The sequence below is a fragment of the Mediterraneibacter flintii genome (assembly GCF_055387595.1).
Map to the genome: position 1 here is coordinate 737467 of NZ_AP031405.1, position 18887 is coordinate 756353.

At 42.7% G+C, this 18887-nt stretch carries 16 protein-coding genes; all 16 read left to right on the forward strand.

What is annotated here, in order from left to right; translation table 11 throughout:
* The first annotated feature begins 8 nt into the window (after positions 1-8).
* The 16 genes from ACZ5C4_RS03475 (at position 9) to ACZ5C4_RS03550 (ending at position 18838) form a co-directional block, all read left to right on the forward strand.
* Positions 9-1940 (forward strand): oxidoreductase, encoded by a 1932-nt coding sequence (locus ACZ5C4_RS03475; RefSeq protein ID WP_464519814.1) that lies wholly within the window; start codon positions 9-11, stop codon positions 1938-1940.
* 27 nt (positions 1941-1967) lie between these two features.
* Positions 1968-2714, forward strand: coding sequence for an SDR family NAD(P)-dependent oxidoreductase (locus tag ACZ5C4_RS03480; RefSeq protein ID WP_464519815.1), 747 nt, complete (start codon positions 1968-1970; stop codon positions 2712-2714).
* Between the two features lie 3 nt (positions 2715-2717).
* Complete coding sequence (locus ACZ5C4_RS03485; RefSeq protein WP_464519816.1) at positions 2718-4226, forward strand: sugar ABC transporter ATP-binding protein; 1509 nt, start codon at positions 2718-2720, stop codon at positions 4224-4226.
* 42 nt (positions 4227-4268) lie between these two features.
* Entirely contained in the window at positions 4269-5195 is a 927-nt protein-coding gene (locus ACZ5C4_RS03490; RefSeq protein WP_464519817.1) for an ABC transporter permease, read from the forward strand.
* 86 nt (positions 5196-5281) lie between these two features.
* On the forward strand, positions 5282-6478 hold the full coding sequence (locus tag ACZ5C4_RS03495) for a sugar ABC transporter substrate-binding protein (RefSeq protein WP_464519818.1): 1197 nt from the start codon (positions 5282-5284) through the stop codon (positions 6476-6478).
* A gap of 99 nt (positions 6479-6577) precedes the next feature.
* Positions 6578-7543 carry an ABC transporter permease gene (locus ACZ5C4_RS03500; RefSeq protein ID WP_464519819.1) on the forward strand — a complete coding sequence of 322 codons (966 nt, stop codon included), beginning with the start codon at positions 6578-6580 and terminating at the stop codon, positions 7541-7543.
* An 8-nt stretch (positions 7544-7551) separates the two neighbouring features.
* Entirely contained in the window at positions 7552-8652 is a 1101-nt protein-coding gene (locus tag ACZ5C4_RS03505) for a Gfo/Idh/MocA family protein (protein WP_464519820.1), read from the forward strand.
* Between the two features lie 17 nt (positions 8653-8669).
* Positions 8670-9122, forward strand: coding sequence for a VOC family protein (locus ACZ5C4_RS03510; RefSeq protein ID WP_464519821.1), 453 nt, complete (start codon positions 8670-8672; stop codon positions 9120-9122).
* A 30-nt stretch (positions 9123-9152) separates the two neighbouring features.
* The gene (locus ACZ5C4_RS03515) at positions 9153-10067 is read left to right on the forward strand and encodes an ROK family protein (protein WP_464519822.1); all 915 of its coding nucleotides are present in this window, start codon (positions 9153-9155) and stop codon (positions 10065-10067) included.
* 14 nt (positions 10068-10081) lie between these two features.
* Positions 10082-11077 (forward strand): Gfo/Idh/MocA family protein, encoded by a 996-nt coding sequence (locus ACZ5C4_RS03520; protein ID WP_464519823.1) that lies wholly within the window; start codon positions 10082-10084, stop codon positions 11075-11077.
* Between the two features lie 36 nt (positions 11078-11113).
* Entirely contained in the window at positions 11114-11743 is a 630-nt protein-coding gene (locus tag ACZ5C4_RS03525) for a flavodoxin family protein (protein ID WP_464519824.1), read from the forward strand.
* 27 nt (positions 11744-11770) lie between these two features.
* Positions 11771-13186 carry a glycoside hydrolase family 1 protein gene (locus ACZ5C4_RS03530; protein WP_464519825.1) on the forward strand — a complete coding sequence of 472 codons (1416 nt, stop codon included), beginning with the start codon at positions 11771-11773 and terminating at the stop codon, positions 13184-13186.
* A gap of 211 nt (positions 13187-13397) precedes the next feature.
* Positions 13398-15851 (forward strand): heavy metal translocating P-type ATPase, encoded by a 2454-nt coding sequence (locus tag ACZ5C4_RS03535; protein ID WP_464519826.1) that lies wholly within the window; start codon positions 13398-13400, stop codon positions 15849-15851.
* Between the two features lie 189 nt (positions 15852-16040).
* The gene (locus ACZ5C4_RS03540) at positions 16041-16400 is read left to right on the forward strand and encodes an ArsR/SmtB family transcription factor (RefSeq protein ID WP_186877058.1); all 360 of its coding nucleotides are present in this window, start codon (positions 16041-16043) and stop codon (positions 16398-16400) included.
* Positions 16401-16426: 26 nt separating this feature from the next.
* On the forward strand, positions 16427-18286 hold the full coding sequence (locus ACZ5C4_RS03545) for a heavy metal translocating P-type ATPase (RefSeq protein ID WP_464519827.1): 1860 nt from the start codon (positions 16427-16429) through the stop codon (positions 18284-18286).
* Positions 18287-18295: 9 nt separating this feature from the next.
* Positions 18296-18838, forward strand: a complete 543-nt coding sequence (locus ACZ5C4_RS03550) for a tetratricopeptide repeat protein (protein ID WP_464519828.1) — start codon at positions 18296-18298, stop codon at positions 18836-18838.
* Positions 18839-18887 lie beyond the last annotated feature (49 nt).

The window sequence follows — 18887 nt, forward strand, 5'->3', positions numbered from 1 at the left end:
ACAAAGACATGTATGAGAATCTATTTCACAAAGGAAAGATTGGCCGGCTGGAATTAAAAAACAGATTTGTTATGCCTCCGATGGACAGCGGTATGACGGAAGAAAACGGAGAAGTCAGTGAACGTCTTATTGCATATTATGCGGCGCGGGCGAAGGGCAGTTTTGGGTTGATTATTACGGAGTATACATCTGTAGACTATCCGGATGGAATGGCAAAGAAAGGACAGTTATCTCTATATGATGACAGATTTATTCCTAAGATGAAAAAACTGGCAGAGGCTGTTCACAGGGAAGGTTCCAGAATCTTTATTCAATTACAGCATCCTGGACGTGAAACGACCAGTGAAATTACAGGCAGGCAGACTGTGTCGGCATCCGCAGTCCCGTCTTTACTGCAGGGGAAAGGAATCCCTCGAGAACTAAGGAAAGATGAGATAAGAGGCCTGACAGAAAAGTTTGCTAAAGCTGCGCTCCGCGCAAAAACAGCAGGGATGGACGGAGTGGAAATTCAATGCGGTCACGGGTACCTGATAGCGCAGTTCCTTTCAGGAAGTGCAAATAAAAGAACGGATGAGTATGGAGGGTACCTCCTTAACCGAATCCGGTTTGCAAAAGAAATCATAAGAGCCGTAAAAGAGACGTGTGGCAGCGATTTTCCAGTTTCATGCAGAATAAGCGGAGAAGAGAGGATTCCGGGAGGTCTGTCTCTTCAAGAGAGCATGGTTATTGCAAAAGAGTTAGAACGAGCTGGAGCAGATGCCATTCATGTATCTACTGGAACAGTTGCCTCTATTCCCTGGCTGATCGGGCCGGCGGCTCTCTCAGGGGGATTTAACCTGAAAGCTGCAAAAGCAATAAAGCAGGCAGTACATATTCCTGTGATTTGTGTTGGAAGGATGACAGATCCATTACTGGCAGAATATGCATTAGAAGAGACAGCAGATTTTGTATCGTTTGGACGAGCTTCGATTGCGGATCCGGAACTGCCCAATAAGATAAAAGAAGGAAGAATAAATGAGATTGTACCATGCGTGGGATGCATTTCGCGTTGTTTTTATACAGAAGGCGTCATCCCCGGGGATAAGGCCATATCCTGTATGCCCAATCCTTTTTCAGGACATGAAGGTATATTAGAGATTACACCCGCAGAAAAAACAAAAAAGGTACTTGTCGTGGGCGGCGGCCCGGGAGGACTTGAGGCGGCATGGGTGGCTGCCGCAAGAGGACATAAGGTGACACTGTTTGAGAAGGACGCCCAGTGCGGAGGGCAATTAAGGCTGGCTGCAATACCACCGGGAAAACACGAAATGGCAAAAGGAATTGCATATCTTATGAATATGAACAGGAAATACAAAGTGGATATCAGGACAGATACAGAGGCAACTTTAGAAAGAATTAAAGAGGCTGCCCCAGAGGTTGTTATTCTTGCTACCGGTGCAATTCCTACGGAAATTTCCCTTGAATGTACGGACATGCCAATCACACAGGCAATGGATATTCTGAATGGAACCGAAGAACCGGCACAGACAAATTTGATTATCGGAGGCGGCATGGTAGGATTGGAAACGGCGCTCTATATTGCTTCCCGCGGCTATCATGTGGATGTGGTTGAGATGCAGCAGGCAGCAGGGAAAGATTTGAATAAAGGGGTAAGGAAGTTCCTTTTTGACGAACTGAAAGAAAAAGGGGTAAACATTTTTACTTCTACTCGGATAGAGAACATAGAAAATGGAACAGTTTCCTGTATAACTCCAGATGGAAAAATAAAGCGAAGGAATATCGGCAAAGTAATCAGTGCAGTCGGTTCAAAGCCTTTCGATCCACTGTCAGAAAAACTGAAGGAAAGTGAATGTAAAGTAATACGGATAGGAGATGCAGTCTGTGTCAGAAAAGCCTATGCAGCGATTGAAGAAGGTGCGCGGACAGCGCTCTGTATTTGACAAAATGTGTCAGGAAGGAGCAGTAGGATGAAAGAGAACAGGGTTGTATTGATAACAGGCGGTACGCGCGGGATTGGTCTTGCTGTGGCAAAGAAATTTCTCCAATACGGAAACCGTGTGGCAGTTGCCAGTATAGATGACGAAGAGACAGTAAATAAAGCTCTTTTAGAACTGAACGCAATAGGCGAAGCTGCGTATTTTAGATTGGACGTCGCGAATAAAGAAAATTGCCGGCAAGTAGTAGAACAGACCGTACAGAAATATGGAACGCTTGATGTACTTTGCAATATTGCCGGGATTGTAGGAGAGCTAAAGACGCCTTTAGAAGCTGACTTGAAAAAAGTGGAAGAAGTAATCCAGGTAGATCTCCTGGGGACGATCTACATGTCTGTCTATGCAGGAAGACATATGAAAGAACAGAAGAAAGGCGTCATCTTAAATACCAGTTCTATCTGTGGCTTTATGGCGACAAATGTAAGTGTGGGATACCATGCGGCAAAAGCGGGAGTGAATCTGGTAACGAAGGTTTTCGCGGAGGAACTGGGGATATATGGAATTCGCTGTGCGGCAGTGGCGCCGGCGACAGTCAGGACACGACTAATGGATCCATCTATTGAAGAAGAAGCAAAGAAACTGCATATGAAAGGCAGAGTGGAAGAGCCAGAAGAGATTGCAGGGATATTTCATCTCTTGTCACTGGAGGAAGCATCTGCAATCAACGGAACAACAGTTATGGCGGAAGATGGATTCTGTTCGTTTAAAGGAGTGTGGTAAGAGATGAAAGAGAAGAATGGAGAAATACTGGTTAAGGTGGAGGGAATCAGTAAGACTTTTGGCAATACGAAGGCGCTTACAGACGTTCACCTTGAAGTACGAAGAGGGGAGGTCAGAGGGCTGATCGGGGAAAATGGATCGGGAAAGTCAACCCTTGTATCCATGATCACCGGAGTGAATAAACCGGATACAGGAAAAATGTGGTATAGGGGAGAACCCCATAAACCGACATCTCTATTGGATTCCAGAAATAAGGGAATTGGGATTCTTGTTCAGGAATCCGGTACGATTAACGGATTGAGTGTTGCGGAGAATATGTTTTTGGGAAAAGAAGCCTCCTTTGGGAGAGGCGTTGTAAGGCGTAAAGAGATGGCGGAACAGGCGAAGAAAGCGCTGGAAAACATGGGAATTACAGATATTAAACCAACCGATCCTGTGGAAGCATATTCTTTTGAAGACAGAAAGCTAATCGAAGTAGCAACGGCATTAAACATGCATCCAGATTTGCTGATAGTGGATGAAACAACGACAGCTTTGTCACAGAAAGGCAGAGATCAGATTTATGAAATTATTAAAAACAGCAGCCAGGAAGGGCGGGGAGTGATCTTTATCTCCCATGACTTAGATGAATTGGTGATGCTCTGTGACAGTGTGACAATATTAAGAGATGGACATTACGTAGATACTTTGGCAGGAGATGACATCAATGTAGAGAAAATGCGGGGACTGATGGTCGGCCGTGAATTAGCAGGACACTATTACCGGGAAGATCAGGAGGAAACGCATAGTACAGAGGTAGTACTTGAGGCAGAAAATATCTCTTATGGTGAAAAATTTGAAGATGTAAATTTTAAACTCTATAAAGGAGAAATTTTGGGGATATGCGGACTGACAGATTCAGGAATGCACGATTTGGCAAAAGGGCTCTTTGGAGGGGTGAAGCTGGATAAAGGGGAAGTAAGACTTCCACAGAAAAAAGCGGTGATCCATAATACAACCAACGCAATTGAAAATGGTATAGGATATATGCCGAAAGACAGAGACAGGGAATCAATGTTTTTAGGAGCAAGTATTCAGGATAATATTACGCTTCCTGCCCTGGATCATTTGAAAGTAAAGGGGTTAGTAAGCCGGAGAAAGATGAAAAAGCTGGCAGAAGAAAATGCAAAGAAGCTTTCCGTAAAGATGAGTGGAATTACACAGCTGACGAAGGAGCTTTCCGGAGGAAATAAACAAAAAGTCGTTGTGGCAAAATGGATCGCGAATGACTCCGATATCTTTATTATGGACTGTCCGACCAGAGGAATTGACATTGGGGTAAAAGCGGCAATCTATGATCTTATGTCAGAGCTGAAAAAAGAGGGCAGATCCATGATCATGATCTCAGAAGAAATGCCAGAAGTACTTGGAATGGCAGATCGTGTACTTATTATGCGGGATGGCCGTATCACCGGTGAATTCAGCAGGTCTGAGGGATTGACCGAGACGAAGATTATCGAAAAGATGATTTGATGACAGATGACATAAACTGTAAATGTAAAAGAGGATAAAAAGATGAAGATAAAAAAATTTGATCTAAAAGCAGCGATTCCGTTTATGGGGTTTATTCTTATCTTCCTGCTCTTTAGTCTGACTACGGGAGGAAGATTCCTTACAGTTTCTAATATAGAGACATTGATTATCCAGGCATCCTTGGTAAGTGTGCTGGGCGTAGGCGCTTCCTTTGTAATGGCGCATGGAAATCTGGAATTTTCCCTCGGCGGAGCAACGGCAATAAGCTGTATGGCGGCGGCAATGGCGGGAAAGATTTCACCAGTTCTTGTGATTCCGGTAGGAATTATCGTTGGAATTCTATTGAGCCTGATCAGTGCGGTTGTACACACAAAGATGCATGTTCCCGCGTTTGTTGTCGGTATGTGCGTTATGATTTTGGGGAAAGGAATGACACAGACACTTTCAGCAGTGGTGGTTATGAATGCACCGGTCTCATTTACAAAACTGAATTTTTCTGGATTTTATGCGCTAGTGGTACTGATTGTATTTATACTTGGCTATATTGTGATGGAGCATACCAAGATCGGACTCTACAATAAATCGATTGGCTCCAATGAGGATGCCGCCCAGCTTAGCGGCGTATCTGTGGCAAAATATAAAACACTGGCATTTGTGATGAGTGGAATCTGCATAGGGATATGTGCATTTTTAACCTTGATCCGGTCAGGAGGTGTTTCCTCCACTTGCGGTCAAAACCTTGAAGTATATACATTGATTGCGGTAGTGCTTGGAGGAACTCCGCTGTCAGGAGGAACACGGCTTCGGCTTTACAGTGTTCTGCTCGGCTCATTTTCCTTCTATATGCTGAGCAATGGACTGGCAATCTGGGGAGTGAGCCCTGATCTTGTAAATATTATAAGAGGTGTGGTGTTTATCTTATTTGTATACTTTACATATGACAGGAATAGTAATGCTGTTGCAGTGTAAAACAAAGACAGAAATGCTATTCTGTAAAAAAATATACCTGTAAATAAAAATGCAAGATTGAATTAGAAAAAGAAAGGAAAAAGAAAATGAAAAAAGTAATGAAACGCATGGTAACAGCAATTTTAACACTTTGCCTGACGGCGGTTATGTTTACGGGCTGTGGTTCGGGAAATCCAACAGATGATGTGGCTGCGGACGGCGCAGCAGAAAGCACTGCTTCTGGATCGGAATCAGAAGATATGGATAATGGAGGAGATAAGACGATCGGTGTTGTTTTTTACAGTAAGACAGACAGCCTGGGTTCGGTTGTGTATGCTTTGGTAAACGAAGCAGCGAAAACCTGGGGAGTAAATGTGAGATGGGAAATAGGCGGACTTGATAATGATACACAGCTTAATTCTGTACAAAATCTGATCTCAGCAGGCGTAGATGGGATTGTGATTATTCCTCTGGCAGATACGGTTACACAGAAAACAGCGGAAATGTGTGAGGATGCCGAAGTATACTTCTCTCTTTGCTGCCGCGACATTATAGATGAAGATATCCGCAAGCAGGTAACTGCTAATCCGTATTTTGCAGGTATGTGCTATGAAGCAGACTATGATGCGGCAAAAGAGATGGTGAAGATTGCATCAGAGCAGGGATGCAAAAAAGCCAGCGTCGGTTATAATTCGCCGACTGTTCCCTTTGAAAAGCAGGTTACTGCTGGATTCAATGATGGTATGGAAGAGTACGGGGTGGACAAAGTAGCAGAGTATACGATTTCCGATCAGGGAGATGCAAACGTAACGATTTCCAATCTGGAGAATTTCCTGGATGCATATCCGGATATGGACTTAGTACTTGCAGGTGCAGGTTCTCAGGGAATTGCGGAGGCATCCGTACAACTTCTTGCAAATACAGGAGTAAAGCTGGCAACAAGAGACTTCTTTACCGGTATGGAAGAGGCATTCGAGAATGAAACACTCGCAGTAGCGATCGGAGGAATGGCACCGGATGCTTTGTACAGCCTGGCATTGTGCTACAATGCAGTGGCTGGGACACCGCTTTCTGATTCCTACGTTGAAGTACAGCAGAAATATATCTTTCTGACGAGTGCAGAAGAGTGTAAAGTCTATGAAGAGTATTTTGGCTCAGATTTGTCTCATGTAGGAGATGTTTATACAGAGGAATACCTGAACTCTCTGCTACAGTCAAATAATCCAGAACTAAATGCAGAGACATTACAGTCTATGATGGATGAATATTCTATGGAATGGATTGAGGAACAGGTACAGAAATAATATAAATATGTTGTTATTTTCATTAGAACAGATATATCAGAGGAGGCCTAGTCTGCTGCTGGATTTCTAGCTGGCAGCAGACGGGAAAAGGAGGCTACAATGAATAGAGTCGCAAAAGGAACTATAATAGCGATTAAAACAATTGCAATACCAATAGTTTTACTACTGTTTACGAAATTGCTTTTTCCGGGGAATGTTGGTTTTGGTACGGTACAAAACATGGTGTATCAGGCAGTACCGGCGGCAATTTTGGCATGGGGCGTCAGTTTCAATATGAAGATAGGAAACTGGGATTTCTCGGTAGGAGCAGTTGCAATGATTTCTGCAATTGTAGGAGGAAACCTTGCATTGAATTTTGGGCTTGGTCCGATTGGAATGTTGCTGCTGTGCCTGGCAATCGGGACTTTCTGTGGAGCAGTGACGGGGATGTTGTATTATCTGCTTAAGATTCCGACATTGATCGTTTCCCTGGGAATGGTATTTTTACTGGAAAGTTTATCCGCCATCATCTTCAATGGCGCTGGCGTTTTGGTAACAGGAGAGTATGTTGTGTTTTCTGACTTTATACCTATGATGGTGTTTGGAATGATTGTTTTTCTTGTAGCAATCTTTCTGTATTTTGGCAGACCGTTCGGCTATCATGTCAGGGCAGTAGGCAACGATCCGGCGATTGCCGCACAGGAAGGAATTGACATCTACAAGGAAAAATTGAAAGTAATCGTGGTAGCAAGTGCGTTTGCCGGACTGTATGCATTTGCAACATTGGCGCGGACAGGTGTGTGGAAAGCGTCTTCATCACCAATGAGTACAATGAGCACTTGTTTTGACGCAATGATGTGTGTGTTTATCGGGCAGGCGATAGGAGCCTCTACGAACCAGCTGGTAGGAATCTATTTTGGAAGTGTTACACTTCAGATCGTGAAGCTGCTTATTATACTTTCCGGTGTTAAAAGTACGTTTACACAGGCAATTGTGGCGATTATCGTCCTTATCTTTATGAGCATCTCTACTTGGAGAGAACATAACAATAAGATTCAGCTTCAAAAGCGGCGCGTGGAAGGGTAGTGAGGAATATGAAAGTGTGGAAAGTAGGAATTGTTGGCTGTGGTAATCTGGCAGAAACGGTGTATATTCCGCAGATGGCGCGGATTAAAAATGCACAGATTACGGCAGTGTGCGACAGGAATGGCAGACGTGCCAAAGCAGTTGCGGAAAATTTTGGGATTCCCCAGTGGTATGACAATGTAGATGATTTTTTAAAAAAATCGGATGTTGAAATTTGTATGAGTGTCGCTTCGATTATTGGGCGGCATGAAATAAATATGAAAATATTAAGTGCAGGCAAGCATCTGTATTCTCAGAAACCATTTGCGCCAGATGTAAAGGCAGCTACGGAACAGATTGAGGCAGCAAAAAGATACGGTGTGCTTCTTACAGCTGCTCCGGTACATAGGAATCGTCCAGAGATCAGAGAAGCTGCAAAGATGATCCGGGAAGGTATGATAGGACATCCTTCTTTGATTAAAATGGATGTTACACATGGCGGACCAGAATACTATCAGTATCGTGATTCGGATCCATCCTGGTTCTATAAAAAGGGGGCGGGAGCACTCCTGGATCTTGGCGTACATGCAATTGACCAGGTAGTAGCATTATTGGGGCCTGTGAAAGCAGTCTCCTGTATGGCTGCTATATCGGAGCCGATACGAACAATTCGTTCCGGAGCTTTGGACGGAAAGAAGATTGAGTGTAAAGAAGTTCCAGATAATTATTTGATTTCTCTCGACTTTGGTGGAGGAACACTAGGGATGGTCAATACCGGCTTTGTAGAGAAGGCAAGTCTTACACCTGCGGCAGGGATTGAAATCTATGGCGATAAGGGTACGATTGTAATCGACGGCGGAATTGGATATGAAGGGGTAGCGAAGATACATGTGTATGTAGACAAACCGGAGATTGGCGTACGCGGATGGATGGAACCACAGCCGATAAGAGAGGAGCCGCAGACAGAATATTTTCAGGCACAAGTACTCACAGATTTGATTGATGCAATAGAGAATCATCATGTGCCAAGACTTTCTCCGGAACATGCACGCCATGTAATAGATGTTCTGGATGCAGTAGAAAGAGCTGCAAATACAGGCGCCAGAGTGGAAACAATCACGACAATTTAATTGAATAGGAGATAAAAATGGAACAAGTATTTAAAGGGTTGGCGCATATTGGTCTTTTTACAGATGACTATGAAGGGACAATGTATTTTTATACTAAGCAGCTTCCTTTTCAGATTATAAAAGAAACGATCGAAAAACATGAAGGCGATACGAGTGGATATTATCCCATGAAATGGGCGTTGATAGAGCTGAAAGGACTTTATCTGGAAATCATGCAGTGTGCGAATAATGCATGTGCTAAAAAAGATGTGGCAGGGAATTTTGATCATTTAGGAATCAGTGTAAGTGATCTGGATGCGGCAATTGCTTTGCTTAAGCAAAAAGGAGTTAGTCCGGAACGATTTGAAAAGATTGTTGTAAATGACCAGCTGTTTCCAGGGCATACCTATCGTTCATGCCGCCTGAAAGGGAAGAACGGTGAATGGATCGGACTTTATGAAATGGATAATCAGAAATTCTTTAATTTTTAATAAACCTGAAAATGAAATGGAGACAAAGATATGGGAATTTTATGTATAGATATAGGAGGGACTTTTCTAAAACATACTATATTAGATGAGAAGCTTAATATTGAAAAAGTGGAACGTACTCCGACTCCCAGAGAAGCCCTTTCTGATTTCCTGCATGTATTTCGAAAAATATATGAAAACTATCGAGGGGTCACAGGCATTGCAGTGAGTACGCCAGGAGTGATCGACGTAGAATCTGGAAAAATGTATACAGGAGGTTCACTCGATTATATCCGCGATCTTGATATGGCGGATATGATGAGCGAACTATGTGGTGGACTGCCAGTCTCTATTGAGAATGATGCGAAGGCCGCTGCATATGCAGAATTAAAATCTGGAGCGCTGCAAAAAGCTAAAAATGGAATTGTACTTACAGTCGGGACGGCAATCGGAGGTACTGTGATTATAAATCGCGAAATAGTAAGAGGAAGAAATTTATTCGCAGGCGAACTGTCCTATGCAATTTACAAAGACGACGGTGTTCGGGATGAAAGTTGGAATTTGCAGGAAAATATGTGGGGATACAGAGGCGTTCCTTCTCAGATTATCAGAGAATATGGTACTGAGGGCATAGAGTGTGAGGAAATATTAAAACGTCTTACAAAAGGAGAAAAAAAAGCGGAACATGCAGTTCGGGCTGCAGCTCGGGACTTGGCGCTTCTTGTACATAACCTTCAGGCTGTGTACGATCCGGATATTGTGGCGATCGGAGGAGGAATCAGTGTGAATAAAGATTATATCCGCCTTGTAAGAGAAGAAGAGGCATGGATAAATCAAATGTTTGACGGGGTTGTGCCTATGCCGGATATTCGGCCATGTAGATACTACAACGACGCAAATTTATTAGGAGCCTATTATGCGTTTCAAAATATGTATCCTGAACATACGGCAACCTGGACTGCATGAAAGGAGATGTGTCTGTGAAAAAAACGTATCACTGGGGGATAATGGGGCCGGGGTTCATTGCGGATAAAGTATTGCCAGACTTTTCTTTGTCAGACGGAGGAAAGGTACTCGCGGCGGCGTCAAATACACCGGGGAAGGCAGAGGCATTTACGAAGAAGTGGGGAATAGAACGTGCTTATGAAAAGTACGAAGCATTGGTAGAAGATCCGGACATTGATATTATATATATTACAACGCCTAATGCATTTCATCATAAAAATGCAATCCTCGCAATGGAACATGGGAAACACGTACTGTGCGAGAAACCTTTTGCGGTCAACGCAAAAGCGGCGGAGGAAATGATTGCCTGCGCAATGGAAAACCACGTGTTTTTGATGGAAGCGATGTGGACACGTTTTATTCCTGCTGTACAAGAGCTCAAACAGCAGATTGCGGCAGGGAAAATTGGAGAGATACATCAGATTATTTCAGATTTTTCCTATGATGTACCTTTTGCACCGAATTATCATCTCTATGATCCGGAAATAGGAGGGGGCACATTACTTGATGGAGGTATCTATCCTCTTTCGCTTGCCGGATATTTATATGAAAACCTCCCAGAAGAATATTTTGGATATGCAAATTTGAGAAACGGAGTAGATATTCGGGATCATGTTATTCTTATGTTCCCTTCCGGTGGCATGTCCTCCTTTATTTGTGGGGCGGATACAGCTTCCCCTTGGAACAGCGTGATTTATGGATCCAAAGGTGCCATAAAGATTCCGTCTTTTTACGCAGCAAAAGAATTTCAAATATGCGAGTATAAGACAAAAAAAGAGGAATGGCAGCGATTCCCATATGAAGGGTTGGGGTATCAGTTTGAAATCAATGAAGTAATGAAATGTGTGGAGGAAGGGAGAGGACAAAGCAAAATTATGCCGTTGGAAGAATCATTGGGCTATATGCATATTATGGATGAACTGAGAAAAGAATGGGGCGTGGTCTATCCGCAGGATAAAGGAGAAATATAAGTGGAGTTTAACTGACAAAATTGAAGGGATTACTATATGAAAGTATTGCTAATAAATGGAAGTACGGTAAAGAACGGATGTATTTATACGGCTCTTTCTGAAATAGAGACTGTATTAAACAGAGCGCACATAGAAACAGAGGTATTACAGTTGGGGAACCAGCCTATAAGAGACTGTACAGGATGTGGATTTTGCCGTAAAGAAGGAAAGGGATACTGCGTGTTTAGAGAGGACATTGTTAATGCGTGGCTGGATAAGATGAAGAAAGCAGATGGTTTTATATTTGGAACACCTGTTTATTATGCACATCCTACCGGACAGATACTGGCATTTTTAGATCGTGTATTTTATGCAGGCAGAGACTATTTTTTGCATAAGCCGGCTGCGGCAGTAACGTCTGCAAGGAGAGCAGGGACAACGGCCTCTATAGACGTGCTGAATAAATATTTTTCTAACGCATGTATGCCGATTGTGTCATCTAATTATTGGAACATGGTATATGGAAACACACCAGAAGAAGTAAGAGAAGATGCAGAAGGTTTGCAGACTATGCGAAATTTGGGACATAATATGGCATGGCTGCTAAAGTGTATCAAAGCAGGAGCAGAAAAGGGGATTATAAGACCTCAGATGGAAACAAAGTCCTGCACAAACTTTATTCGTTAAGTGTTGAAAAAAGGAGAGAATGTACCTATGGAGAGAGTTGTATTTCCAGAGAATTTTTTGTGGGGCGGAGCTGTTGCTGCGAACCAGTGTGAGGGCGCCTACAATGAAGATGGAAAAGGGTTGTCTATACAGGATATTATGCCGAAAGGAATAAAAGGAGCGCCGACTGAGGAACCTACGGCAGAGAATATGAAACTTGTGGCAGTAGATTTTTATCACCGCTATAAGGAAGATATTGCTATGTTTGCAGAGATGGGATTCAAGGTATTCCGGTTTTCGATTGCGTGGAGCAGGATTTTTCCTAAAGGGGACGAAGAAAAACCAAATGAAAAAGGTCTGCAGTTTTACGACAATGTGTTAGACGAATGTCTCAAATATGGGATTGAGCCGCTTGTGACAATTTCCCACTATGAAACACCTTTGCATCTGGCAAGAAAATATGATGGATGGAGAAGCCGCAAATTAATTGATTTTTATCTTACATTTTGCAAAGTAATTTTTGACAGATATAAAAATAAAGTGAAGTATTGGCTGACATTTAATGAAATCAACTCTGTACTGCATCAACCTCTAATCAGTGGAGGGATTTTGACTCCGAAGGAGAAACTTACGCAGCAAGATCTGTATCAGGCAGTCCACCATGAGCTTGTAGCCTCTGCCGGTGCGGTAAAATTAGCGCACGAGATGATGCCTGAGTCCAAAGTGGGGTGTATGATTCTTGCCATGCCTACATATCCGCTTACTCCCAATCCAGAAGATGTGCTGGCGGCATTGAAGGCGGAACAAAAGAACTATTTTTTTGCAGATGTACAGGCAAGAGGAAAATATCCGAAATATCTGGACAGGTATCTTGCAGATGAGAATGTAAAGATTGAAATGGAACCGGAGGATGTAGAAATTCTGAAAAATACGGTGGATTTTATTTCATTTAGCTACTATGTCAGTGTCTGTGAGAGTGCGAAGAAGATGGAGGAAGGAGAAGGAAATCTGATCGGCGGGATACCGAATCCATATTTAAAAGCAAGTGAATGGGGATGGCAGATCGATCCAATTGGACTGCGTATTGTGCTAAACCAGTTTTATGATCGCTATCAAAAACCGTTATTTATTGTTGAAAATGGTCTTGGCGCAGTAGACAAACTGGTAAAAGATGAATCCGGAGAATGGACAGTGGAGGATGAATACAGGATTGATTATATGAAACAGCATCTATTTCAAGTAGGTAAAGCAATAGAAGATGGAGTGGATGTGATGGGGTATACATCATGGGGATGTATTGATTTGGTCAGTGCCTCTACGGCGGAACTAAAGAAGCGGTATGGCTTCATCTATGTAGACCGTGATGATTCCGGCAAAGGAAGCCTTAATCGGTATAGAAAAAAATCATTCTATTGGTATCGGGATGTGATCCGTACAAATGGAAATGTATTAAATATAGAATAAAATGGTGGCATGAAACCTTTCAGAAATTTAATTCTGGGAGGTTTTTATATATTTGAAATATAACTTTAATTGGAGAGTATAGAATTATTTTCATATACCTCTTGACAAAGTATTATTTTTGTGATTATATGAACATATGAACAGTAATTCATATGATAGAGATACAATCATTTGAAAGTAAATAGAAAAATTTGTCAAGGAGGGAAAGGTTATGGCACAAGCAGCATTAAAAGAAAAAATATATGAAGAAGCGCCGGAGGAACACTGTGGATGCGGGCATGACCATGCGGAGCATAGACATCACCACCATGACGCAGAGTGTGATCACCATCACGAACATCATCACGAACATGAAGGGCATGACCACCACCATGACCATCATCACGAACATGAAGATCATTGCGGATGCGGACATGACCATCACACACATGGAGACCACTGCGGATGCGGGCATGACCATCATACACATGAAGACCATTGTGGATGCGGGCACGATCACCACGCGCATGAAGGGCATCACCATGAAGAAGTGGAACGCAGAGCATTTAATCATGCATTTGACAATGTGAAGAAGGATATTTATATATTAGAAAATTTAGGATGTGCAAACTGTGCAGCAAAAATGGAGAGAAAGATACAGGAGTTGCCGCAGGTTGATTTTGCGAACATTGTATTTGCAACAAAACAGCTTCAGATCGTCCAAAACACGTCTGAAGATTTGCTTCCGGAATTTCAGAAAATTTGTTCTTCGATTGAAAGCGAAGTAGCTGTCAGAAAAAGAGAAGAGGGAACTGCTGGAAGGGAGAAAGAAAAAAGAGGGCGTTTTGCAGAAAATAAAAAGGATTTTTGTGAGATTGGAATCGGAGCAGTGCTTCTGATAGCTGGGAAAATGACAGAGACTTTCGGGGGCTATATTTCTCCAGTCTTATTTGTCGTTGGGTATCTTGTGTTGGGGCGGTCTGTATTGTGGACTGCGGTTAGGAATCTTGGAAAAGGACAGATATTTGATGAAAATTTTCTTATGAGCATTGCAACTCTGGGTGCTTTTATTATTGGGGAATATTCTGAGGCAGTCGGCGTTATGCTGTTCTACAGAGTAGGGGATTTGTTTGAAGAAATTGCAGTGGCAAGAAGCAGAAGCCAGATTATGGACGCAGTAGATATGCGTCCGGAGGTTGTAAATCTGGTACAGGGGGAACATACAGAAGAAATTCCTGCAAAAGACGCTAAAATAGGAGATATACTTCTTGTGCGGCCTGGCGACAGGATCCCTCTGGATTCTGTTATTGTAGAGGGAATGAGCAGGATTGATACATCTCCTGTTACGGGAGAGCCGGTGCCTGTTTCTGTACAAAAAGGGGATGCGGTTACTTCTGGCTGTGTCAATACATCAGGAATGTTAAAAATAAAAGTAGAGAAGGTTCTGGGAGAATCTATGGTGACCAGAATTCTGGATTCTGTTGAAAATGCTGCTGCAAGCAAACCGAAGATAGACAGATTCATCACAAGATTTTCCAGAGTATATACTCCATTTGTAGTTGCTTTAGCGGTACTGACCGCAGTGCTCCCATCTATTGTGACAGGTAACTGGAATTACTGGGTATATACAGCATTGACATTTCTTGTAATCAGCTGTCCGTGCGCGCTGGTATTGAGCGTTCCGCTTGCCTTCTTCTCCGGAATTGGAGCAGGCTCCAAAAAAGGAATTCTTTTTAAGGGCGGAGCTGCATTGGAAGCATTAAATGAAGTAAAAGCAGTGGTTATGGACAAAACCGGAACAATAACAGAAGGAAACTTTGCAGTACAGGGAATTGTACCGGAAAAGGGACAAGATGAGATAACTTTACTTGCGTATGCGGGGAGCTGCGAGCAGGTATCAACACATCCGATTGCAAGCAGTATTTTAATGGCTGCCAAAGAGAGAAACATTGCACTTGACAGACCTGAAAGTGTGGAGGAAATTTCCGGAAAAGGTGTCAGAGCAAAGGTAGAAGGAAAAGAGATACTCTGTGGAAATGAAAAATTAATGAGAGATTTTCAGATTCAGCTTCCGGAAAAGGCGAGGAGCACATATGGAACAGAAGTATTTCTGGCGGCAGACGGAGAATATATCGGAAGAATTCAGATTGCTGATGAAATTAAAAAGGATGCTTCTCCGGCGATAGGGGCAATGAAAAAACAGGGGATACTTACAGCAATGCTGACCGGAGATGCGCAGGAAAATGCACGTGCAGTGGCAGAAAAGACAGGTGTGGATGAAATATATGCAAGACTTCTGCCGCAGGATAAAGTACAGAAATTAGTCTCTATTCGGCAGAAGCATGGAAGTGTAATGTTTGTCGGCGATGGCATTAATGATGCACCTGTACTTGCGGGGGCGGATGTCGGAGCAGCGATGGGAAGCGGGGCAGACGCGGCAATCGAAGCTGCGGATGTAGTGTTTATGACCTCTGCGATGGAGGCAATACCACAATCCTTGATGATCGCAAAGAAAACAGGGACGATTGCAAAGCAGAATATCGTATTTGCTTTAGTAATTAAAGCGCTTGTTATGATACTTGGACTTGCGGGAATGGCAGATATGTGGATGGCAGTGTTTGCAGATACGGGAGTAGCAGTGCTTTGTATTTTGAATTCTATACGAGTTTTATATAAAAAATTCTAAATAAGGATATGAAAAACAGGCATATCTGATATAAAAATGTAAAAATATGGATAAAAGCGTAAAAAGCATAGGAAAACCCCTGAAAATGTGGATTTCCTATGCTTTCTTACGTCCACAAAGCTTGACCATGTTACCTGTTTCACGTATAATAAAATTTGAACGGCTGCTCATATGAAGGGAGAAGAACCTATGGATAAAATAGAAGTGGAGCACTGTGACTATATACATGTGCATGAAGATATTGTGAAAAATGTCCAGGAACATATGCCGCAGGAAGAAGAATTAAGAGATTTGGCGGATTTCTTTAAAGTATTCGGAGATACGACGCGGATTCGTATTTTATATACATTGTTCCAGTCTGAAATGTGTGTCTGTGATCTGGCACAGACACTAGATATGACACAGTCTGCAATTTCTCACCAGCTCCGAGTTCTTAAACAGATGAAGCTGGTGGCAAACAGAAGAGAAGGCAAGACCGTGTTTTATTCACTGGCAGACAGTCATATTAAGACGATTATGAATCAGGGAATGGAGCATATAAGGGAATAAAAGTAAAGCAGAAAAGGTAGTGCGTGATGGGGAAGGAAGTAAAGAGAAAGTGGCTGGAAATCGGTGTTGGAACACTTTTTTATCTGGCGGCATTAAGTACCAGAAAGTATCAGAGCCAGGAGAAAACAATACAGTGTATTCTATACTTAATACCTTATATAATTATTTCCTTTGAGACATATTGGGAAATGCTCAAAGGTATCCGAAAGTTTCAGTTCTTTAATGAAAACCTGCTGATGATACTTGCTACTATCGGTGCCTTTTGTATTGGAAAAAACGCAGAGGCGGCAGGGGCAATGCTGTTCTTTCAGATTGGAATATTGATAGAGAAAATAGCATTTGGAAGGACGAAGAAATCTATTGCAAAATTTATGGACATACGTCCAGATTCTGCAAATTTGAAAACAGATACCGGAGAAGAGTCGGTTCTGCCAGAAAAATTAAATATAGGCGACGTTATTATCATTAAGCCAGGAGATAGAATTCCTGTGGACGCGGTGGTTACATTTGGCAACAGTACCATTGATAAAAAGGCGCTTACAGGAGAATATGAACCCGTAGAAGTAAAGCCGGGAGACCGACTTTACAGCGGAAGCATTAATTTGAGTGGGGGACTTGAGGCGAAAGTAAAGAAGCTATACAGAGATTCAACCGCTTCTAGAATTGTTGATTTGGTGGAAAATGCCAACAATAAAAAGGCAGAGACAGAGAATCTGGCAGCACGGTTTACAAAATATTATACGCCAGTGGTGATTCTTCTGGGGATTCTTGTTATGATTTTGCCACCGATGATGTTGCCAGGACATGAAACAGAGAAATGGATATACCGAGGACTAATATTTTTGGTGGCGGCATGTCCAAGTGGTCTTTTGGTTTCTGTACCGCTTGCCTTTTTAGGGGGAATCGGCGCAGCGTCCAGGCAAGGAATATTGATTAAAGGATGCGATTATGTGGAGGCTCTGTCAAAGACGGAAACATTTGTATTTGACAAGACAGGGACATTGACAGAAGGGGTGTTTCATGTACGTGCAATAGAGCCTAAAAACATGACAGAAGCGGAATTGTTGGATATTGCTTCGGCAGCGGAGGCTTATTCTACGCATCCGATTGCGCTTTCGCTCCGAGAGAGCTGTAAAAGTGAGATTGACTTGGGGAGAGTAGAGGCAGTTCAGGAATTTTCCGGTTTTGGGATTAAGGCAAAAGTAGATGGCAAGGATGTAATCGTAGGAAATTATAAATTTATGATGAAGGAGGGCATTTTCTTTGCCCCTGCAAATGGAAGCGGTACAGCCGTATATGTAGCGGTTTCTGGAGAATATGCCGGTTATATTTTGATTGATGATGTGATCCGTAAGGACGTAAGGCAGCTGATGCGGTGGCTACATAAACATAATCTGGAAGCGGTTATGTTGACAGGAGACAATGAAGAGACCGCACATGCAGTTGCAAAAGAACTGCGGATGGACTATGTGTATGCAGAACTTTTGCCGGAGGATAAGGTGGAGCAGTTAGAAGAATTTATAGACAGCCAGATGGAGTCAGAAAAACTGGCTTTTGTAGGCGATGGCATCAATGATGCTCCGGTACTTGCAAGAGCAGACATAGGAATTGCTATGGGAGGTCTGGGAGCCGACGCTGCGTTGGAAGCAGCAGATATTATTTTGATGGAAGATGAGCCTTCTAGAATTATCAATGCAATTCGTATTTCAAAGGGAACGCTGCGTTCTGTGAAGGAGAATATGATATTTGCAGTCGGAATGAAGGTATTTTTGCTGGTGCTTGCCTTTTTTGGACTTGTAACTATGCAGAATGCCATTTTTGCGGATATGGGGGTTATGTTACTGAATATATTGAATTCTTTCTGGGTAATTAAATATCCGGAGTAAGGGGTGTAGATGATGAAAATACGGAAAATTCTGCCTGTGATTCTCGCTGTCTGTATGCTGACAGGATGTGGGAATGCGTTAAAGGACGGCACAAAACAGTTGGAAGAAGGAAACTATAAAAAGGCAGCGGAAAGCTTTGAAGAAGCAGTACAAAAAGAAGAGGATACAGCAGAGGCATATAGGGGACTGGGAATGGCACTGTATGAACAGGAGGATTATAAAGGGGCCTTGGAAGCATTTCAAAACGCACTGGATAAAGGCGTAAAGGAGACGCCTCAATTGTATAACCTTATGGGAATCAGTGCGATGCAGACAGAAGACTATGCAGGTGCTTCTGAATATTTTGAAACAGGTCTTGCGCTGGCTGACGCCAGAGCTTCAGAGGAAACGATCGATGGAGGACTTCTTCAGGAAATGCGGTACAATAGAATTGTATGCGCTGAGAAATCTGCGGATTGGGATACGGCAAAGGAAAAAATAGCAGAATATCTCGAAACCTATCCAGATGATGAGAGAGCAGTGAAAGAAGCAGAATTTTTAAAGACAAGATAGAGGCAGGAAGACCTGCCTCTTTTTGGCGCGATACACTCGGCAGGCGGTG